Source organism: Halomonas kalidii, assembly GCF_030010475.1.
Classification (GTDB): Bacteria; Pseudomonadota; Gammaproteobacteria; order Pseudomonadales; family Halomonadaceae; genus Halomonas; species Halomonas heilongjiangensis.
Genome location: NZ_JASCQN010000051.1, coordinates 508,611 through 528,202, shown reverse-complemented (window position 1 = coordinate 528,202; position 19,592 = coordinate 508,611). Strand labels below are relative to the sequence as shown.

The following is a 19,592-nucleotide window of genomic DNA, read 5'->3' as shown; positions in this document are numbered from 1 at the left end:
CGACACCGAAGAGGTCAACGAACCCATGAATCCTGCCGAACGCCTGCTGCTCGCCGCCAAGCGCTGCGAGATCGACAATCTGGAGCACCTCGCCACCACCTGCGAGATCGTCGGAGACATCAGCCGCTTCATCCACGCCCTGCAGAAGGAGCGTGGCGCCTCCAATGTCTACCTGGCTTCCCGTGGCGAGCGCTTCGCCGACCACCGCCTGGAGCGCGTCGAGGAGTGCCTGCAGACCGAGCGAATCATGCGCCAGCGTCTCGACTCCCTGGCCAGTGACGGCAGTCGGCCGGCGGCCGGGGCCCGGCTGCTTGGGCGTATCGCCCGCGTCTGGTACGCCCTGGACAGCCTCGGCGCCCTGCGTGGCCACATCGAGACCCTGGCCATCACCGCCGACGAGGCCACCCTGACCTTCAACCGGCTGATCAGCGGCCTGCTCTCGGTGGTCTTCGATGCCGCGGACACCGCCGGCGACCCCGAGATCACCCACGCCCTGGTGGCCATCTTCCATTTCATGCAGGGCAAGGAACTGGCCGGCCAGGAACGTGCCTGTGGTGCCATCGGCTTCACCGCCGGCGGCTTCGACACTGCCCATCGCCGGCTGCTGCGCCACCTCGTCGACGCCCAGCAGCGCTGCTTCGACACCTTCACCGAGTTCGCCACGCCTGAGGCACGTCGTCGCTGGCACGAGGGACTCCCCCCACGCACCCAGGCCGGCATCCAGCAGCTGCGGGAAATGGCCGGCAGCGATATCCCCCGCCCCGATACCCGTCGAAGTCTCGGGGAAACCTGGTATGAGCTGACCACCCGGCGCATCGATGCCATGAAACGGGTGGAGGAGGCCCTGGCCGACGAGCTCTCGGCGATGTGCCGTGACAAGATCGCCGTTTCACGCCAGGAGATGGCCGATCTCGAGGCCCTGCGCGCGACCCTGACGTCGAACGGTGCTTCGCCCCCCATGTGTCAGCAACTGGTCGACCTGTTCGACGGCGAACCCTGCCACGAGCTGGGCACCCTGACCGCCAATGCCGTCGATTCCCAGCTCAATCGCTCGCTGATCGAACTGATGCAGGTCCAGGCCACTCGCCTCCAGGCCCTCGGTGACGAATTGGAGACCACACGCAAGGCGCTACGCGAACGCAAGCTCGTCGAGCGTGCCAAGGGACTGATCATGGCCCATCAGGAGATGACCGAGGAGGAGGCCTACCGCTTCCTGCGCAAGGCCTCGATGGACCAGAGCAAGAGCATGGCCGCCATGGCCCGCTCCATCCTCGACCTCTCCGATATCCTGCAGAAACAGCGCGTCTGAGGCGCGGCACCGGCACTGGATGGCCGGGCCTCGCGCCAACGCGAGCTGCCGGGGCTCAGTCGAGCAGTGCCGCAGGCAGCATGAGGTCCATGCCCAGCAGCAAAAAGGAGAGCGTCTTGCCGTGGCCGTCCAGGTTCAGGGCGCCATTGACCCCGCCCTGCAGCACATCGTCGATCACCAGGTTCATGCCGGCAAGCCCCGGCAGCAGGTAGCGGCGCACGCGACTGGCCCCGCGATGGGCGAACAGCGCCAGCACCCGCTGCTCGGTGATCTGTTCCACCAGCGTCTCGTAGTGGCGCGGGTCGTAGGCAAACAACGCCAGGTTGAGCCGGTCGCCCTTGTCGCCGGCACGGGCGTGGGCCAGGCGATGCAGCGGCACCTCGCGGCGATCTGCCGGCTCTGTGTGCCCGTTCGCTTCAGCGGGAGACATCGGCGACCCTCCTGTGGTTGGACGGATTCGCGTCGAACAGCGTGGCGAAGGCCGCCACGTCGTGACGGTCTACCAGGTAGGAGGCCGTGCACACGCGCCGCTGGAATTGCCGCCGCACCCCACCGCCGCCGGCCGGGCCAGCACAGTAGAGCGCCAGCAACTCCTGGGTGGCGCGCTCTACCCAGCGCCGCTCGGCGTGCTCGGCGGCCAGGCGCAGGCGGTAATCGCCGTTGGTCCTGGCCGGCAACCCGCGCTGCAGGTCGCCGGCGTCACTATCGAAGACGCTGGCGTGGCCGACGATGTCCAGCCGCGAGCGCAGCTCCGGCGGTGCCCGGAACGTCAGCCGTTCGCGTAGCACGTCGGCGGCAAGCTGCGCCCGGGCCAGGGCATTGGGTCCGGCGTAGGAGATCTCCGCCTCACCCTGCCAGCCGCCTTCATAGCAGACGGTGGTCTTGAGCCGCTGCGGGGCGGGCTTGCCGCGGATGCCCGTCACCGCCACTCTATCGGGTCCGAGCTCCTCCACTCGCACGAAGGAAAGATCCACCACCACGTCGGGCGTCAGGTAGTTGGCCGGGTCGTGTACTTCGTAGAGCAACTGCTCCTTGACCGTGCGCTCGGTGACCATGCCCCCGGTACCGGCGGGCTTGGTCACCACCAGGCTGCCATCCTCTTCCACTTCGATGATCGGATAACCCACCCGCGCCAGGTTCGGCACTTCCTTGCAGCCGGGGTCGGCGAAATAACCGCCGCTCACCTGGGCGCCGCATTCGCCCAGGTGGCCGGCCATCATGCCGGCGGCCAGGCGATCCCAGTCGTCCCAGGCCCAGCCGAAGTGATGCACCAGCGGGGCCAGGAACAGCGCCGGGTCGGCCACCCTTCCGCTGACCACCACCTCGGCGCCGAGCGCGAGCGCCTCGACCAGGGGCGCCGCGCCCAGATAGACGTTGGCCGAGATCAGCGCCTCCTCGCCGGGCAGCTCGCGGTTCTCCGCTTCCCAGCGTTGCAGCTCCAGCTCACCGAGGCGGGCACGGATATCGTCGCCATGCACCCGGCCGATACTGGCGGTACCCCGCCCGGTGATTGACGCCAGCTCGGCCACCACACGGCAGGCACCGTCGGGGTTGGCCGCGCCGAAGTTGCCGAGGATGGCGATGCCGTGTGTCAGGCAGTCGTCGAGTACCGGCGTGAGCAGCTCCTCCAGCAGCGGCTCGAAGCCGGCGGCGGGTTCGTCGCGCATGGCGCGGTGGGCCGCCGCCAGGGTGCGCTCGCCCAGGGTCTCGAAGACCAGGGCCGATGGCTGGCCGCGGCGGATCAGCTCGGCCACTACCGGGATGGCCGCATCGGTGCGGTCGCCTGAGAAGCCGGCCCCGCTCCCCAACAGGAAGGTCATGGGTGGGTCTCCTTGGCCGAGATGCCCTGGTGGACGTCAGGCCTCTTCTCACCAGGTGTGGGCGAGGCCGCTACCAGGCGCTGGCGGCGCCGGGCGAAGAGCGCCACCAGCACCAGCAGGGCGCCTGCCGTGGTCAACCAGCCTGGGGTCAGCGCCAGCCCGACCACCAGCACCAGGCCCACCACGTCCATCAGGCGGTTGCCAGTCATCGCCACCCGCGACATCAGCGCAGCGAAGGCGACCACGAACACCACCCCCTGGGAGCTGGCCAGCAGGATGTCGACCGCGCTGCCGAAGCCGGCCAGGGCCGGGTAGATCAGCAGCAGGAAGGGAATCACGTAGATCGCCGCCGCCAGGCGCACGGCCTCCCCCGCCGCCGGCAGCCAGTTGGTACCGGCGATGCCCGCCGCGACGAAGACCGCCACGCACACCGGTGGCGTGATCACCGAGAGGGTGGCGAAGTAGAACACGAACAGGTGGGCGATCAGCGGCTCGACGCCGATGGTGGTCAGTGCCGGGGCCAGCACCGAGGCCACCAGCACGTAGGCCGCCGTGGTGGGAATGCCCATGCCCAGGATCAGGCACACGCCGCCGACGATGAAGGCCACCAGGAACAGCGACTGCCCGCCCACGTTGACGATCAGGCTGGCCAGCGTCACGCCGATGCCGGTCATGCCGATCATCGCCACCAGCATCTGGGCACCGGCCAGCAGCACGCCGATGATCACCATGCCCTTGCCGGCATCGATCAGCCCCGCGAGCAGCTTGCCGGCGATCTCGCGCAGCGGCATCTTCGCCAGCAGCGCGAAGGGTACGAAAGTCAGGATCGTCATCAGGATGCCGTAGAAGGCCGCCATCTGGATCGAGCGCCCGCTGAGCACGCCATAGAAGAGCCCACCCAGCGCCGCCAGGATCGGAATGATCCGCTCGGGACGCAGCACCTCCGGCCAGCTCGGCAGTTCGTCGTCGGGCACCACCTGCAGGTTGCGGCGCCGCGCCACCAGGTGGATGGTCAGGAACACGCCGAGATAGAACAGGATCGCCGGCAGCAGCGCGGCCAGCGCGATGCGCAGGTAACTCTCGCCGAGGATCTCGGCCATGATGAAGGCCGCCGCCCCCAGGATCGGCGGGGCGATCTGGCCACCGGTGGAGGCCACTGCCTCCACCCCCGAGGCGAAGGGCGGCGGATAGTTGAGCCGCTTCATCATGGGAATGGTGAAGTTGCCGGTGGTGGCCACGTTGGCCACGGCGCTGCCGCTGACCATGCCGAACAGCCCCGAGGCCACGGTGGCGACCTTGGCGGCACCGCCAGGCGAGCGCCCGCTGATGCGCAGCGCCAGGTCCATGAAGGTCTGGCCGCCGCCGGTGTGCAGCAGCAGGCAGCCGAACAGCACGAAGGCGGCGATGGTGGTAGCGGCCACGCCGACCAGCATGCCCCACACGCCCAGGTCACCCAGGTAGAGGGTCTCGGTGATGAAGTAGAGATCGAAGCCGCGGTGCCCCAGCGGCCCGGGTATCGCCGCCCCGAGCCAGGCATAGGCCAGCCCCGCCAGCACCAGCAGCGGGAAGATCGCGCCGATGGCACGCCGTGAGAGTTCCAGCACCGTCACCACCAGCATGCCGGTGAACAGCATGTCCCGCGGCGTGGCCCAGGGCAGCTCGACGAGGATGCGCTCATGGTTCATCGCCACGTAGCCGCAGGCCAGCACCGTGCCGACGGCCAGGCACAGGTCGACGGCCAGTCCCAGCGGCCGCCAGCGCCTGTCGGCGCCCAGCGGGTAGACGACCAGCCCCAGCAGGATCACCAGCGCGAGAAAGATGGCCCGCTGGACCAGGCTCTCGAAGGGGCCGGTGGCCGAGGTGTAGAGGATCAGCCCCCCCAGCATCAGGGCCAGCACTTTGGTCAGGTTCGCGCGCATGGCAGACTCCTATCGATAGCCGTTACTGGGCGGGCTTCAGGGCATCGGGAATCTCCAGGCCCTGCTCCTCGAAGTAGCGGGCCGCCCCGGGGTGCAGCGGCACCGTACCCACCTGCAGGGTCATCTCGGCGAGGTCGGCATCACGGATGGCGGAGAAGGCGTTGGCCTGGGGCTCGGGGTTCTCCATCACCGCCTTGACGATCTGATAGGCGATCTCCTCGTCGAGGTCCGGATGGGCGTGCACGGCCACCCCGAAGGCCCAGGTGGTATAGGCGGGAATGCCATCGCCGGCGCCTTCGGGAATATCGACGATGGCCACGTCTGGCATCTCGGCACGCAACGTCTCGGCCTGCTCGTCGGAGAGCGACAGCACATCGACCGGCGTGAAGGTGGCGATATCCATGGTCGAGCCGTCGAGCTTATTGCCGACCCCCGACTTGGCGTAGCCCATGATGCGGCCGTCCTTGATGGAATCGACCACGTCGGTGGTCGAACCACGCACATAGTCCGGCGAGATTCCCAGGGTTTCCAGCACGGCTTCGGTGGTGCTCTCGGTGGCCGAGCCGGTGATGCCCGGGTTGAAGCGCACGCCTTCCAGCGCTTCCAGAGTGGCTACATCGGCATCCTGGCGCATCACCACGTTCTGGGGGGCGACGGTATAGACCCACAGCAGGCGGCTGTCGACGGGGCGTCCATCGAAATCCTCCAGCCCTTGGTAGGCGTGGTAGCCGGTGTTGGTGGTCACCAGCCCCAGGTCGATCTGATCGCGGCTCAGGCGACGCAGATTGTCCACGGTAGCGCCGGTCTCGGCCACCGAGGCGCTCACGCCATCGAGCCGGCTGTTGATGATCTGGTTGACGGCCACGAAGTAGCCGTAATGGCTCGATGAGCTGGAGGTCGAGCCGATCAACAGGCGCTCGTTGGCCTGCACGGTGGCTGCGGCGGAGAGAACGGTGGTGCTGGCGACCATGGCGGCCAGCAGGGTCTTGAGAGTTGGCTTCATGAGTGGCTCCTTGGCCCAGTCGTGGGCTTGTTCTTGTCGTGTTGCGCGTGGGGTAGCCCCACGCAGCAGGATGGATCGAGGCCTATGTTTTGTATATTGAATAGTTTTTAAAGTGTGTTTTAATTCCTAAATGAACCCCAGCATTCAACAGCTCAGGGCCTTCGTCGCCGTTGCCCACTCCCGCAGCCTGGCCGAAGCCAGCGAGCACATTCACCTTTCTCAGCCGGCCATCTCCATCGCCATCCGCAAGCTGGAAGAGACGGTAGGAGGCCCACTGTTCTCGCGCACCACCCGCCAACTGGCGCTCACCCCGGAGGGCGAGGCCTTTCTGCCGGTGGCAGTACGCCTGCTCAACGACTGGAACGAGGCCTTCTCCGACCTCGGCGAACGCTTCTCAAAGCAGCGCGGCAAGGTCACCGTGGCGGCACTACCCACCCTGGCGGCGGGGCTGCTGCCGGGCATCATCGCCAACTTTCACGCCCACTACCCGCGCATCAACCTGAGCCTGCACGACGTGCTGGCCGAGCAGGTGAACCAGATGGTGCGGGAGGGGCGCGCCGATATGGGGCTTTCGGTTTCGCCCCAGGATGCCGAGGATCTCGTCTTCGAGCCGGTGCTCGTGGATCGCTACGTCGCCGTCTGCCCGCTGGGACACCCGCTGCTTGCGCAGACAAGCGTCGAGTGGGCGCAACTGGCGAGACAGCCGTTCATCGGCATCAATCGTCTTTCCAGTTCACGCCAGGACATCGACCGCATCATGGAAGAGGTGGGCCAGCCACTGGATATCATCTGCGATGCCAGTCAGATCGCCACGGTGGGCCGCATGGTTGCCGCCGGCCTGGGGATAAGCGTGCTGCCTTCGCTCAGCTTTCGCCAGATCGCCTCGGAGGGTATCGACCACCGCCCCCTCGTTACGCCGACGATCCGCCGTGAGCTTGGCATCGTGAAGAGGCGGCGCCATCCACTCTCGGCGGCCGCCTCGGCACTTCGGGAGGCGATTCTGGGCGCGGCGGTCGCCCGGGGTGAACCGGCTCGGCCAATGGGCTGATGGTCGATTCAGGAGAATCCCGCCATCAACGCCTAGACTGCAGAGGATCACCGGTGGCGGAGCATCCGCCACCACTTCCTTCCCATGGAACGAGCAGGAGGAGAACATGAAGGATGGAATGACGGCCCGTGGCAGCTGCCTGTGCGGCGCGGTACAACTGGCCGTGCAAGCCGGCCGGCAGAACATCGGGGCCTGTCACTGTCAGATGTGTCGCACCTGGGGCGGTGGCCCCCTGCTGGCCCTGGAAACCGTCACCCGGGTCGAGATGGAAGGCGAGGAGAATGTCGCCGTCTACGCCTCGTCGGACTGGGCCGAGCGCGGCTTCTGCCGCCACTGCGGCACGCACCTCTTCTACAGGCTGAAGAGCGGCGACCACTATGCGATCCCCGTGGGGCTGGTCGATGGGGGTGAGGCCTGGACCTTCGATACCCAGATATTCATCGACGACAAGCCGGCCTTCTACGCCTTCGCGAATGCCACGCAGAACCTGACCGGCCAGGAGGTGTTCGACGCCTTCCAGGGCAGAAGCGACCACTGACCCCTGTGCCCACCCCATCCGTCTGCCCCGACCAGCCAGGCCGACGCCCCCTGGCCGGGCTCCCCCTCCCGCCTGGCCGAGAGCCCGCCTGCCGTCCGTCAAACGTGGCGCCCGTCGCTCCTCCCCTGCCGATCAGGAACGGTGCCCACGACGTCCGGGCCCTGTGGCCCCGACAGCGTCGCCAGGAGCCAACCCAGCTGAATGACAGGTAACTCGTACCCACGGCCCAGATATCGTGGAGGCCAATAGGACGAAATCGTGATTTTTCTCATCGACACCATCGGGAACACGCACACCGATCGACCGCACATCCACCCAGGCGAATGAAAATAAAGTACTTTCCTCTCACCCCTGGTAATACACCGCCGTCGCCGAGCGAAGCACTGAAATGTAACACGGCTTTACAACACTTAAAGCAAGGTCAACACTTCACGATACATCGTAAATATCCTCCATTATCCTTATGGCCAGAGAGCAAGAGGAGAGCTTGTCATGTCATGACAACTCATGCATGCACTGACAAGAAAGTACCACCAACCCATCACACCTTCACGGCAAGTGCCTGGAAGGCAAGGAATGCCGGGGCAGCCGGGGCGTATCGCCAGGTGCCTGAATGACTTCTCGTCGCATGGTGCTCGGAGAAAGTGATGCCACGGATGTCACGACAATGGAAGAGACAATGATGATGGACACATCGAGGCAGTTTCTCCTGGTCGGAGAGAGACACCTGTCATTAGACATCATGGCAACCATGATGCCATATCACTGGTCGATAGATCATGCCGAGAACACGACTGATGCCGAGAGGCTCTTGCTGGACAACGACTATCTGACCGGCCTTGTCATCATGGATGCCCGTCGACCACATAGACACCAGGATATCGAATGCCTAGTCAATACTGGCAAGATGACATGGATCGCCATGGTTGACAACCAAGCACTGCTTACCAAAGGAATTCGCCGTCTCATTGGTCAGCTTTTCCATGCCTACCTGGTGCTTCCCCTGGATGAAAGGAAAGCCAATCATCTCCTGGAAAGTGCACAGGAAATGGCTGGCATCATGCCTGACGAAGAGACAGAGCCCCTCATTTCAGTCCACAAGGAAAATGAATGCTGCATGATCGGGGATTCAACCATCATTCGTCGACTCTACAGAGACATCGGCAAGATCGCATCGGTCGATGCGCCGGTTCTGATAACCGGAGAGTCCGGCACCGGCAAGGAACTCACGGCGCGGGCCATTCACAATAATTCACCGCGCCGCCACGGCCCCTTCAACGCCGTCAACTGTGGTGCCCTTCCTTCGGGGCTAATCCAGTCGGAACTCTTCGGCCACGAGAGGGGCGCCTTCACCGGTGCCAGCCAGCGCAAGGAAGGCATCATTGAATCGACCTGCCGCGGCACGCTATTCCTCGACGAGATCGGAGACCTTCCGCTCGACATGCAGGTCAACCTGCTGCGTTTCCTGGAGAACCACAGGGTGCTTCGTGTGGGAGGGCTGACGGAAATTCCCGTCGATGTAAGGGTCCTCGCGGCCACCCATGTAAATCTCGAGGAGGCCGTCCGGGGGGGCAGTTTCCGAGATGACCTCTATCACCGTCTCAATGTCCTTCAGATCAACACGCCCCCTCTCAGGGAGCGTCCCGAGGATATCGAACCACTCGCCACCTATTTCTTTCACAAGTTCACGGACGAGAAAGCCACGAAGGTGCGCGGCTTCAGCCGCGAAAGCCTGATTCTGATGCACCAGTATGCCTGGCCCGGAAACATTCGTGAACTCATCAACCGGGTGCGGCGGGCGATGGTCATGTGCGACAAGCGGTTGATCACCCCTGCGGATCTGGGCCTCGATCGCCGGCAGTGTGCCTTCCGACATGCCGTTACCCTCGAGCAGGCTCGCGACATCGCCGAACGGGAAGCGATCAAGGCGGCACTGGCCCGCAACAAGCACAAGATCCTGCATGCGGCGCGTGAGCTGGGCGTTTCACGAGTCACGCTCTATCGATTGCTCGAGAAGCACGGCATTGATCGACACAGCGTATCCGTCGATGATGAGGAGGCGGACCTGCCGCCCGGGGTCATACCACTGCCGTCACTCTGATCCCAGTGCCGTCTGCCCCAGGTCATGACAACACCAAGCAACAAGGGAAACCCCGCATGGCATTCCAAGCTAAGCAGATCGTCTACGCAACCGGCCTCGTCTCGCTGATCGGTTATGGTTCGGCACTGGCCCAGACCCAGACCTCTCCTCAGGCAGGAGGTGGCACGCCGATCCAGCCTGTCGGTGAACAACCGCCCGAACAGGAAATTCAACCGGAAGTCCAGGCCATCGCCGAGTTCGGCGGCGTCCTGACGCCCAAGGGGAGACTGGTGCTGGAGCCGGAGTTCCAGTACTCCCACGAGAGCATCAACCGCATGACCTTCGAGGGTGTCGAGATCCTCAGTACCCTGCTGATCGGCGTCTTCACCGCCCAGGACCTCGACCGCGACAGCTACACCGCCTCCCTGACCGGCCGGCTGGGCTTCACCGACCGACTGGAGCTCGAGATGAAGGTGCCCTATGTCTATCGAGACGAAACAGAGAGGGTTACCGTGGCCGAAGTGGACCCTGAATTCACCCTCGATCGCGAACTCTCGGGAAACAGCCTGGGCGATATCGAGCTGGCTGCCCATTACCAACTGAATCGCGGCCTGAACGGCAGCCCCTTCTACATAGCCAACCTGCGCTACAAGAGCACCACCGGCGAGGGCCCCTTCGATATCCGCCGCAGCGGTGGGGGGATCCCCCAGGAGCTCCCCACCGGCACGGGCTTCCACTCCATCGAGCCCAGCCTGACGGTACTCCTGCCGTCGGCACCGGCCGTCTACTTTGCCAACATGGGCTATGTCTTCAACCTCGAGGACAATGTCAACGAGCCGGTGGGGGATATCTTCGTGGGTGACGTCGACCCGGGGGATGCCGTACGCCTGAGCTTCGGCATGGCCTATTCGATCAACCCTCGAACCTCCTTCACCCTGGGGTACAAGAACGACTTCATCGGCAAGACGAAGACGCAGTTTTTCGACCCTGACGCTGGTGGAACGACAACGCAGAGTTCCACTACGCTGAATGTCGGTTCGTTGCTGCTGGGCTGGTCCTACCAGCTCAACCAGGATGTCTCGGTCAACCTGGGCCTGGAGCTCGGCGTCACCGAGGATGCGCCGGACACGATGCTTACGCTGCGCATGCCCTTCGGCATGGATGCCTTCTGAGCACGCACGAGCCGCGTACCCCCCTGTCGATCAGGCTCCTCGACGACCGAGGCTGCCTTCTTGGCAGCCTCGGTCGATTGCCATCAGCGCAGGAGACCGGAGAAGGAATCGATGACCGCCGCACGCTGCTGGGCCGCTCTCAACGCTCCGACATTGCCGACGTGGACATTGATGTCGATGCGCTGCTGGATATTCCGCCCTGAGGCGTTGCTTACCACCCCGCTGAGGATGGCATTCTGAGTGACCCGATGCAGGGCCGCGGTGAAGCCCTGGGCATCCTGGAGGGTGACCCCGGAGAAGTCCGCCAGGCCGGCCAGGTTGACGCCGGCAGGTGTCATGTCCACCACCCGAACGCCGGCCTCGGGGCCGACCCGGGTCGCCATGCCGCCCGGGTCGCTGAAGGATTGCGAGACGAGTTCCACGCCGCCGGACCGACTGACGTTCAACACCGAGACCAGTTGGATCTGGTTGTCGATCAGCGTGCTCAGCTCGGCGCCGAACGACAGCTGCATCCCCGCGATATTGAAGCCGCCGCGAAGTTGCGCCAGTTCGTTGTCGGCGATGACCGTACCACGGCGGTAGACGTCGGCTTTCTCGTCAGCGGTCGATGCATCGCTGATAGGCGCGGTTCCGGCGCCGAAGGCGAGTGACGCCGACGCCATCACCAGGACGGCAGCAACGCGCCACGTCCCCCGACGCATCAATCCCCGCGGATGACCGAACCGCCCGTCGGCAAGGGTGGTACATTGGGCCTTCATGCCGTGCCTCCTCCTCGTTACCGGCTACCTGCCCAGTTCATTCCTGCCTGGCAGGGTGAGCAGGCTGGCCCCGATGCTCGTGCGCTGCACGCCGCGTTCGATCGGGGAAGCGGGCCGTACGGCCCAGTCTCGTTCATGATTGAAGTTCCGCTGGGCGATCTCCAGTTCCTCCCGGGCACCGAGCACCGTGCCGTTCCAGAGCGTCTCGAAGTGCTCCCTGGGCACCACGATGGTGCCCGCTGCCGGATCCCCCACCAGCACATTGTTCTCGTCGACGCCCTTGACCACCACGAAATGCTTGTAACCGGCGGTATCGACCATGGTGATCGCGGGCACGCCGATCCGGATGAAGTCGTCCAGGCTGATGCGAAAACCATCCGAGTTCAGGCCCTGGCTATCCAGATACCGCTTCATGTCCAGCATGGAGAAGCCATGACGCTGGATCTGTTCGGCATCTCCGGCCCGGATCATCCACTCGAAGACCTCGGCCTCGGAGGTCTCGTGTTCGTAATGGTAGGTCAGCAGGGTGGCCACGGCGGCCGAGCCACAGCTGTAGTCATACTCCTGCCGGATCACCCCGTCCCACCCCATCTCCTGCAGGCTCCTGGCCTCCACCTGGAACCTGCCGAAATGTCCGGAAATGGTCACGGGGCCGGCATCGGCACTATCGGGGAGCAGGGTCGTACTACCGACGACGCCTACTGCGGCCAGCCCAGCAATGAAGATCATGCGGCGGTGAATGTCGCGAATCATCGGCTGCTCCCTTCGCCACCCTAGTCCGAGATAAAGACGCTGATACCGACGGCGTTGTTGATCGAGTTTCCGTGCCCCGTCACGGCACTGAAGATGCCCGTGCCGCTGTAACTGCCCAGGGCATTGGTATCGAAGTTGATGTTTCCCGAGACCATGTTCCCGTTCACGACATTGAAGGAGGAGTCGGTGACGGTTGCTTTCATGTTCTGGACGCTTTGCACCGTGTTGAGGTGAATGATGGTGCCCTCTCTCCCCCGTGCCTCCTCCATCTCCTGAAGGTCGAGGCTCTCCAGGGCGGCAAACCCCTGGGGTTGTGCCATGCCATCGTCGGCCATGCCGGCCGATGACATGCCCAGCGTCAGCAACAACACCGAAGCCAGAAACGCGGGGTAATGCCGATAACGATATCCGAGTGCACTGAGTGATGTCGCCTTCATGGCCTGGACTCCCGGTATCCGATCCATACGGCTGATTCACCGGGGAGCCGGTGGTTGACTCACCGGCCCCCGGTTCCACGACGTGCTTTCCGTTCCCGGCTTTCCGTCAGTTGCCAATGTGCACAGTGCTATGAGCGGCAACGCTGGTGCCGGACAGCTGCGAGTTGTAGAGGCCAGTGGACACGTTCATGTTGTTGATGCCACCGAATACGCCCCCACCGACGGCCACACTGGCCGCACCGGTCGAGAAGACCGCCGCTCCACCATTGCCGCCGTTGCCGCCGGCCCCGCCGTTACCGGCCGTGGCCATGGCATCGCCGGTCGAACCCTGACCGCCGCCGCCGCCGCCGCCGTTGCCATTGCCGCCGTTACCGGCCATGGCATCGGCATTGCCGCCGTCGCCACCGTTGCCGGCCATGGCGGCACCGTCGCCTGAGCCGGTTCCGGTACCGGTACCGCTGCCGGCTCCGCCATCCCCGGAGGAAGCGCTGGCATCCGCAGTAGAATCGGCAGCGGCATCCTGAGCACCGCCGGCGGTATTATCATCGTCGATATCATCACCGGCGAGCATGGCGGCGATGTTCGCAGCCAGGGAGCCGGAGGCCGCGCCGGCACCAGAGCTGGAGTCGCCACCCACACCGGCACCGAGTCCACCACCGAGGCCCACGCCGACGCCGGCAGCATCACCGCCATTGTCACCGTCACCGCCGACGGCCACGGCCGTGCCACCGGCACCGCCGGTACCGTTGCCACCATTACCGCCGACGCCGATACCCACGTTCACCGCGGCTGCCGCACCGCCGGCGCCGCCCTGAGCCCCTTCAGCGCCTGCACCACCAACGATGACGATGCCGGCACCATTGACGGTGGAGTTCATCTCCTGCAGGGAGATCACGCTGGTGGAGGTGTTGTAGGACTCGCTCATGGCCCAGGCATCGCCGCCGCGGCCGGTGGAGCCGCCGTTGCCACCGGTACCGGTACCGGCACCATAGCCGCCGGCACCACCGGTGCCGCCGTTAGCCCCGGTGGATTCGTCATCGTTGGAGTCATCGTTGTTGATGCCTCCATTGGCGTTGCCACCGCCGCCACCAACACCCAGGCCGAAGCCATCACCACCATCGGCACTGCCACTGCTGCCGCCGATGGCAACCGCAGTGGAATCCACCTGCTGATCCACCTCATCGGCAAAGCCGGCACTCGGGTTCGCGTGGGCGGTGGAGATCGCCATCACCAGCGCCAGCAAGGGAGTACCCGCGACTACCAGATACTTTTTCATGATCATTTCTCCGTTAAGTACGACTCAACCCTTCGATTTCCAATGCTGCTTCACTGCGAACCGGTGCCACTGCATCGAGGTGAGTCAGCACCCTTGAACATCAATTCCCGCTCGCAGTCACAACTCCCTGCAGCACGATCCATGCCAGCCCGGCGCAGGTTTTTTCTAATGCTCTGGAAACCTTGAGGATAAATAGCCGTTCATTGGCATCCGCCCGGCAGACATCGAGCCGGCCGATACCTGGGCAGCCACTTTCTGTTTCATTCCTGAAACACTGCAGAGGGGAGCCTGAAAATCACGCGGATGATTTCCGCGGAGAAACATAGAGTTATCGGTGCGCATCGCGATGAAACGACCCTGTTACATGAAGGCCGTTCACCGCTCTTCCTGCCATCTCACCGCGTTTCCCCGGCGACAAACGGCAGGGCATCACGCAGGCCGATGCCCGGGCAGGATGCCGGGGTTGGCCATGCCGGGTAGTGGACGATATCGGAGCGTGGGCCATGGGCGGCGGCCGTGAAAGCCCGTCAAGGCGGGGGACGGGGCTGGCGCCTTCGACAGGGCGGAGGCATCGCGAAATGACCGGTTCAGGCCGCTTGGCGATACTCCCGCCCCTTGCGGGAATAGCTGCCCTTGCCCTTCTTCGGCTTCTGCTGCTGCAGCTTGAACATCGGGGTGCGCAGCGCCGCCTTCAGGGCGTTGCCGCGGCTCTTGCCGTTCGCTTTCTTCGTTTTCATGGGGTCTCTCCTGTCGAGCTCGCCGATCATACGCCGGCCTCGAGGTGGCCGCCAGCCGGCGGGCCACCCCGGGACACTCCGGTCATGGCGTCGTCTCATGCCGGCTCCGGTGCTCGAGGCTGGCCGGGCTGGCCTCGACCATGCGCACCACGCTGCCCACCATGATCACGCAGGGCGAGGGCAGCGGCTCGGCAGCGAGCCTGGCGGGCATATCGGCCAGGGTGCCGACGAGGGCCTGCTGCCCGGGCAGGCTGGCATTGGCCACCAGCATCATCGGCCAGTCGTCGGGAAGCCCGGCGCTGCGCAGGCCGGCGCAGATCGCCGAAACCTTGGCGAGTCCCATGTAGAACACCAGGGTCTCGTCGCGGCGGGCCAGGGCTGCCCAGTCCGGCGTGCCGTCCGCACGACACTGCTGGGCGGTGACGAAGCGCAGCTGCTGGGCATGGCCCCGGTCGGTGAGCGGGATGCCCATGCCCGCGCAGGCCGCGGATGCCGCGGTGATGCCGGGCACGATCTCGGCGGGAATCCCGGCCTCGGCCAGGGCGGCGAGCTCTTCGCCCATGCGCCCGAACACCCCGGGGTCCCCTCCCTTGAGGCGCACCACCGACTTGCCCTCGCCGGCCAGCCTGACCAGCAGTTCGCCGATCTCGGCCTGGGGCACGCTGTGGTGGCCCCGGGCCTTGCCCACATAGTAGCGCTCGCGGCCGACGGGAATCAGCGCCAGCACCTCATCGCCGACCAGGCGATCGTAGACCACGGCATCGGCCTGCATCAGCAGCCGCGCGGCCTTGAGGGTCAACAGCTCCACGTCGCCGCTGCCGGCCCCCACCAGATAGACGGTACCGGGACGGCAATTGCCCCCCAGTGGCAGCATGATGCCCTGCCCCCCGGTGATCCCCCTCACCCCCTCCAGGTAACGACTGGCCGCGGTGCCGAGGCGTGCCAGGGCGCTTGGGACATCAGGCAACGTCAATGCTTTCAGGCTTCGGCTCAGCGCGCGCATGGGCCCTCTCCTCTTCGGCACATTCTTCGATCAGGGATTTCAGTTCGGGGATGCAGCTGCCGCATTGGGTACCGCAGGCCAGCCGGGCGCCTAGCGCCTCGACACTGGTGTCGCCGGCGTGGATGGCCGAGACGATGGTGGCCCGGCCCACCTGGTGGCAGCTGCACACCACAGGCCCGCTATCGGCGGCGCCATCGTCGCAGCCGGCAAGCAGGCGCCGGCGGCGAGCCGCATCCAGGGCGTCGCCCCGGGCGGCCTCCTGGAAGCGCTCGTCGAGCCAGGCCAGGCCAGGAAGCTCAGCGGGCGGACCGACCATCAGCCACCAGCGCAGGCGTCCCGCCTCGAGGCCCGCGGCGCGCAGGCGACCGCTGGCCGGGTCTTCGCACCACAGCGTCGGGGCCACCGGCAGGTACTGTGCCAGCCAGGCCAGCCAGTCGGGGCGCGTGTCGCCATGCGCATCCGCGCGGCCACCGGCCAGCTGCCAGCGCTGGCAGCCGCCGAGCGGAATGCGCGCCCAGTAGCGGGTGGCATCACACCAGTCGGCTGCGCCTTCCAGGCCGTCGGCCACCAGCAGGGTCGCTTCCCAACCGGCCGCCAGGGGCTCCAGCGAGACCGCGCCATGCTTGGATTCGGGTTGTCCGGAAACGGGGTCGCGATGCGCCTCCAGCAGTCCCCCCATGCTCGCACGGCCGCTGAACTGGCCGGTCCAGTGCATCGGCACGAAGACCTCGCCCCGCCGCTGGGCCTTGGAGACCCGCACCCGGCCGATGTAGTCGCCCCCGGCGCCGGTCAAGCGCGCCAGTTGCTGGTCGTGCACGCCCCAGGCCTCGGCATCGCCGGGCTCCACCTCGATGAAGGGCTCGGCGCGATGGTTCATCAGCCGTGGCGCACGGCCGGTGCGGGTCATGGTGTGCCACTGGTCGCGCACCCGGCCGGTATTGAGGCGCAGCGGCCGAGTCCCGCTCAGCGTTTGCCGCGGCCCATGCGGGCGCACCGGAATCAGCCGGGCCAGGCCATCCGGGGTGGCGAAACGGCCATCCTCGAACAGCCGGGCGGTGCCGTGGGGGACATCGGCGGTCACCGGCCACTGGATCGGCGCCAGGGCGTCATAGGCCGCCCGGTCGAGCCCGGCCAGTCCGGAGATATCGAACAGCCGCGCGGAGTCGGTGCCGGCCTGGTTCTCGAACCCCGACAGCCGGGCATGCTCGTCGAAGATCTCGCCCGGGTGCTCATAGGCGAAGGCCTCGCCGAACCCGAGTCGGCGGGCCACCTGGGTGATGATCCACCAGTCGTGACGTGCCTCCCCCGGCGGCGGCAGGATGCCGCGCTGCCGGGAGATGCGCCGCTCGGAGTTGGTCACGGTGCCGTCCTTCTCCGACCAGCCCGAGGCCGGCAGCACGATGTCGGCGTAGGGCAGCAGGTCGGTATCGGCCACGCACTCGGAGACGATCACCAGCGGACACTTCGCCAGGGCCCGGCGCACCCGGTGAACGTCGGGCAGACTGACCGCCGGGTTGGTGGCCATGATCCATACCGCCCGCACCTCGCCTCGTTCGATCGCCTCGAACAGCTCCAGCGCCTTGTGGCCCGGCCCGTCCGGCACATCCGGCGCCAGGTGCTGCGTGGCCCAGAAGCGGGTGACGCGGTCGATGGCCCCGGGACTGTGGTAGTCCATGTGAGCCGCCAACTGGTTGGCCAATCCGCCCACCTCGCGGCCCCCCATGGCGTTGGGTTGGCCGGTGATCGAGAAGGGCCCGGCGCCCGGCAACCCGATCTTGCCGCCGGCCAGGTGGCAGTTGATGATGGCATTGCACTTGTCGGTACCGCTGGAGGACTGGTTGATTCCCTGGGAGTAGAGGGTCACCACGTGCAGTTGGCTGGCGAACCAGTAGAAGAAGGTCTCGAGGCGTTCCGGGTCGACATCGCAGTCGGCGGCGATGGCCTCCACCGCGCCGTCGCCCTCCCGGGCCGTGGCCAGGGCGTCATCGAAGCCGGTGGTGTGCTTCTCGAGATAGACGCGGTCCAGCCTGCCCTTGTCGGCCATCCAGGCCAGCAGGCCGTTGAACAGCCGGGCGTCGCTGCCGGGCTTGAGGCCCAGGTAGAGGTCGGCGATCTCGCAGGTGTCCGTCACCCGGGGATCGATCACCACCACCCGCATCAGAGGGTTGCGACTCTTGGCGGTGCGCAGGCGCTGGTAGAGCACCGGGTGGTTCCAGGCCAGGTTCGAGCCGACCAGCACCACCAGCTCGGCCTCCTCGATGTCCTCGTAGTTGCAGGGCACCGCATCGGCCCCCAGGGAGCGCTTGTAGGCGGCGACCGCCGAGGCCATGCAGAGCCGCGAGTTGGTATCCAGGTGTGGCGTACCGAGAAAGCCCTTGAACAGCTTGTTGGCGACATAGTAGTCCTCGGTGAGCAGTTGCCCCGAGAGATAGGCCGCCACCGCCCCCTTGCCGTGGTCGCGGCGAGTCGCCTGCAGTCGATCGGCCACGGCGTCGAGTGCCGTCTCCCAGTCGACCTCGGCACCGTCGACCCGCGGGCGGGTCAGTCGGCCGTGGTCTCCCAGGGTCTCGTGCAGTGCCGAGCCCTTGACGCACAGCCGCCCGAAGTTGGCCGGGTGATCGGCATCGCCGTCCACCCCGGTGATCCGGTCGTTCTCCACGCAGGCCAGCACGCCACAGCCGACGCCGCAGTAGGGGCAGGTGGTTCGGGCCTGATGCATGACGATCTCCTGTCGCGGTAGGTCTGGAAACGGCGACGCCCGCCAACACCCCCCTGAGCAGGGGACCGTTGGCGGGCGTCGTTGCCTGGTCGGAGAGCCGGCATGGCTCTCCTTACCGTGTGATCAGCTAGTGCCACCCCTCAAGCAACACACATGCCATGCTGTAATTTCTGCTGTCACTCCAAAGACCTGAGGCTCCCTCGCCCCCCCTGCCGGGAACCTTGGCTCTCGCCCACCGCACCAATGACTATCATGACCGGCCACACCATGCACCACCCTGGTGCCGACAGCCCTCGACACGACGGCCACGCTTCCCTCCCACCCGCCCGGGACTGGCGTCCCGCCTCGAGGTAGCGGTAACTGGAATGCATCTTGCAGTGCAGTAAACGCACGCAACACGACGAGCGACACAGCCATGCCACCACCCCTGAACATCCTGCTGATCGACGACGAGGTCGTGCGCGCCGCCATGGTCGAGGAGGCCCTCACCAGCGAGGGTCATACGGTCATCTGCCATCTGCAGAGCCCGGCGAGCCTCAACGAGATGGTCGCCCGCCACCAGCCCGACGTGGTGATCATCGACATGGAATCGCCCGATCGCGACACCCTGGAGAGCATGGCCCTGCTCAATCGCGAGAACCCGCGTCCGGTGGTGTTCTTCGCCGACCAGCACGACCCCGATACCATGCAGGCGGCACTGCAGTCGGGCGTCAGCGCCTACGTGGTCGATGGCCTGGTGCCCGGCCGGGTCAAGGCCATCATCGAGGTCGCCATCGCCCGTTTCGATGCCTTCCAGTCCATGCGCCAGGAGCTCGACCAGGCGCGTAACCAGTTGGCCGACCGCAAACGCATCGAACGCGCCAAGGGCCTGCTGATGAAGCACCAGGACTGCGACGAGGAGCAGGCCTATCGCATGCTGCGCAAGCTGGCCATGGATCGCGGCCAACGACTGGCCGAGGTCGCCGACAGCGTCATCGACATTCTCGAACGCCTGAACCCTCGATCACCCGAGTAGGGGCC

17 protein-coding genes are annotated in these 19,592 nt (G+C 65.9%); 6 read left to right on the top strand and 11 right to left on the bottom strand.

The window, feature by feature from the left end; all coding sequences use genetic code 11:
- The first annotated feature begins 25 nt into the window (after positions 1-25).
- Entirely contained in the window at positions 26-1,309 is a 1,284-nt protein-coding gene (locus tag QLQ85_RS19035) for a nitrate regulatory protein (protein WP_282740431.1), read from the top strand.
- Between the two features lie 55 nt (positions 1,310-1,364).
- On the opposite strand, the gene QLQ85_RS19030 is transcribed toward QLQ85_RS19035, so the two are convergent.
- The 4 genes from QLQ85_RS19030 to QLQ85_RS19015 are packed head-to-tail and all read right to left on the bottom strand — an operon-like array spanning position 1,365 to position 6,051.
- Positions 1,365-1,739: an AtuA-related protein gene (locus tag QLQ85_RS19030; protein ID WP_282740430.1), complete on the bottom strand. Its 375-nt coding sequence runs from the start codon at positions 1,737-1,739 to the stop codon at positions 1,365-1,367.
- Positions 1,726-3,129, bottom strand: a complete 1,404-nt coding sequence (locus QLQ85_RS19025) for an acyclic terpene utilization AtuA family protein (protein WP_282740429.1) — start codon at positions 3,127-3,129, stop codon at positions 1,726-1,728. Before QLQ85_RS19025 ends, QLQ85_RS19030 begins: the two co-directional genes overlap by 14 nt.
- A complete protein-coding gene (locus tag QLQ85_RS19020) occupies positions 3,126-5,048 on the bottom strand; it encodes a TRAP transporter permease (protein ID WP_282740428.1) in 1,923 nt (640 codons plus the stop codon). The genes QLQ85_RS19025 and QLQ85_RS19020 overlap by 4 nt, the downstream gene beginning before the upstream one ends.
- A 22-nt stretch (positions 5,049-5,070) precedes the next feature.
- The gene (locus tag QLQ85_RS19015) at positions 5,071-6,051 is read right to left on the bottom strand and encodes a TAXI family TRAP transporter solute-binding subunit (protein ID WP_282740427.1); all 981 of its coding nucleotides are present in this window, start codon (positions 6,049-6,051) and stop codon (positions 5,071-5,073) included.
- Between the two features lie 130 nt (positions 6,052-6,181).
- On the opposite strand from QLQ85_RS19015, the gene QLQ85_RS19010 reads away from it, so the two are divergent.
- From QLQ85_RS19010 to QLQ85_RS18995, 4 genes are all read left to right on the top strand, one after another.
- The gene (locus QLQ85_RS19010) at positions 6,182-7,099 is read left to right on the top strand and encodes a LysR family transcriptional regulator (RefSeq protein ID WP_282740426.1); all 918 of its coding nucleotides are present in this window, start codon (positions 6,182-6,184) and stop codon (positions 7,097-7,099) included.
- Positions 7,100-7,205: 106 nt separating this feature from the next.
- Entirely contained in the window at positions 7,206-7,637 is a 432-nt protein-coding gene (locus QLQ85_RS19005; RefSeq protein WP_282740425.1) for a GFA family protein, read from the top strand.
- A gap of 613 nt (positions 7,638-8,250) precedes the next feature.
- Positions 8,251-9,738: a sigma-54 dependent transcriptional regulator gene (locus tag QLQ85_RS19000; RefSeq protein WP_282740424.1), complete on the top strand. Its 1,488-nt coding sequence runs from the start codon at positions 8,251-8,253 to the stop codon at positions 9,736-9,738.
- Positions 9,739-9,794: 56 nt separating this feature from the next.
- On the top strand, positions 9,795-10,889 hold the full coding sequence (locus QLQ85_RS18995; RefSeq protein ID WP_282740423.1) for a transporter: 1,095 nt from the start codon (positions 9,795-9,797) through the stop codon (positions 10,887-10,889).
- An 83-nt stretch (positions 10,890-10,972) separates the two neighbouring features.
- Here QLQ85_RS18995 and QLQ85_RS18990 read toward each other — a convergent pair whose 3' ends face one another.
- The 7 genes from QLQ85_RS18990 to QLQ85_RS18960 form a co-directional block, all read right to left on the bottom strand.
- A complete protein-coding gene (locus QLQ85_RS18990) occupies positions 10,973-11,647 on the bottom strand; it encodes a hypothetical protein (protein WP_282740422.1) in 675 nt (224 codons plus the stop codon).
- Between the two features lie 24 nt (positions 11,648-11,671).
- Positions 11,672-12,400: a C39 family peptidase gene (locus QLQ85_RS18985; RefSeq protein ID WP_282740421.1), complete on the bottom strand. Its 729-nt coding sequence runs from the start codon at positions 12,398-12,400 to the stop codon at positions 11,672-11,674.
- Between the two features lie 20 nt (positions 12,401-12,420).
- Positions 12,421-12,837 carry a hypothetical protein gene (locus tag QLQ85_RS18980; protein ID WP_282740420.1) on the bottom strand — a complete coding sequence of 139 codons (417 nt, stop codon included), beginning with the start codon at positions 12,835-12,837 and terminating at the stop codon, positions 12,421-12,423.
- 106 nt (positions 12,838-12,943) lie between these two features.
- Complete coding sequence (locus tag QLQ85_RS18975) at positions 12,944-14,113, bottom strand: hypothetical protein (protein WP_282740419.1); 1,170 nt, start codon at positions 14,111-14,113, stop codon at positions 12,944-12,946.
- A 587-nt stretch (positions 14,114-14,700) separates the two neighbouring features.
- Positions 14,701-14,850, bottom strand: coding sequence for an alternative ribosome rescue factor ArfA (gene arfA, locus QLQ85_RS18970; protein WP_282740418.1), 150 nt, complete (start codon positions 14,848-14,850; stop codon positions 14,701-14,703).
- An 82-nt stretch (positions 14,851-14,932) separates the two neighbouring features.
- Positions 14,933-15,853 (bottom strand): uroporphyrinogen-III C-methyltransferase, encoded by a 921-nt coding sequence (gene cobA, locus QLQ85_RS18965; protein WP_282740417.1) that lies wholly within the window; start codon positions 15,851-15,853, stop codon positions 14,933-14,935.
- The gene (locus QLQ85_RS18960) at positions 15,810-18,572 is read right to left on the bottom strand and encodes a nitrate reductase (RefSeq protein WP_282740416.1); all 2,763 of its coding nucleotides are present in this window, start codon (positions 18,570-18,572) and stop codon (positions 15,810-15,812) included. The genes cobA and QLQ85_RS18960 overlap by 44 nt, the downstream gene beginning before the upstream one ends.
- Before the next feature lie 415 nt (positions 18,573-18,987).
- On the opposite strand from QLQ85_RS18960, the gene QLQ85_RS18955 reads away from it, so the two are divergent.
- Complete coding sequence (locus tag QLQ85_RS18955) at positions 18,988-19,587, top strand: ANTAR domain-containing response regulator (protein ID WP_282740415.1); 600 nt, start codon at positions 18,988-18,990, stop codon at positions 19,585-19,587.
- The last annotated feature ends 5 nt before the right edge of the window (positions 19,588-19,592 follow it).

Coding starts and splice junctions, on each gene's coding strand:
- QLQ85_RS19000 (WP_282740424.1), top strand. CDS start 8,251: ATGACTTCTCGTCGCATGGTGCTCGGAGAAAGTGATGCCACGGATGTC.
- QLQ85_RS18980 (WP_282740420.1), bottom strand. CDS start 12,837: ATGAAGGCGACATCACTCAGTGCACTCGGATATCGTTATCGGCATTAC.
- QLQ85_RS19030 (WP_282740430.1), bottom strand. CDS start 1,739: ATGTCTCCCGCTGAAGCGAACGGGCACACAGAGCCGGCAGATCGCCGC.
- QLQ85_RS19010 (WP_282740426.1), top strand. CDS start 6,182: ATGAACCCCAGCATTCAACAGCTCAGGGCCTTCGTCGCCGTTGCCCAC.
- QLQ85_RS19005 (WP_282740425.1), top strand. CDS start 7,206: ATGAAGGATGGAATGACGGCCCGTGGCAGCTGCCTGTGCGGCGCGGTA.
- QLQ85_RS19025 (WP_282740429.1), bottom strand. CDS start 3,129: ATGACCTTCCTGTTGGGGAGCGGGGCCGGCTTCTCAGGCGACCGCACC.
- QLQ85_RS18955 (WP_282740415.1), top strand. CDS start 18,988: ATGCCACCACCCCTGAACATCCTGCTGATCGACGACGAGGTCGTGCGC.
- QLQ85_RS18960 (WP_282740416.1), bottom strand. CDS start 18,572: ATGCATCAGGCCCGAACCACCTGCCCCTACTGCGGCGTCGGCTGTGGC.
- QLQ85_RS19020 (WP_282740428.1), bottom strand. CDS start 5,048: ATGCGCGCGAACCTGACCAAAGTGCTGGCCCTGATGCTGGGGGGGCTG.
- cobA (WP_282740417.1), bottom strand. CDS start 15,853: ATGCGCGCGCTGAGCCGAAGCCTGAAAGCATTGACGTTGCCTGATGTC.
- QLQ85_RS18990 (WP_282740422.1), bottom strand. CDS start 11,647: ATGAAGGCCCAATGTACCACCCTTGCCGACGGGCGGTTCGGTCATCCG.
- QLQ85_RS18975 (WP_282740419.1), bottom strand. CDS start 14,113: ATGAAAAAGTATCTGGTAGTCGCGGGTACTCCCTTGCTGGCGCTGGTG.
- QLQ85_RS18995 (WP_282740423.1), top strand. CDS start 9,795: ATGGCATTCCAAGCTAAGCAGATCGTCTACGCAACCGGCCTCGTCTCG.
- QLQ85_RS19035 (WP_282740431.1), top strand. CDS start 26: ATGAATCCTGCCGAACGCCTGCTGCTCGCCGCCAAGCGCTGCGAGATC.
- QLQ85_RS18985 (WP_282740421.1), bottom strand. CDS start 12,400: ATGATTCGCGACATTCACCGCCGCATGATCTTCATTGCTGGGCTGGCC.
- QLQ85_RS19015 (WP_282740427.1), bottom strand. CDS start 6,051: ATGAAGCCAACTCTCAAGACCCTGCTGGCCGCCATGGTCGCCAGCACC.
- arfA (WP_282740418.1), bottom strand. CDS start 14,850: ATGAAAACGAAGAAAGCGAACGGCAAGAGCCGCGGCAACGCCCTGAAG.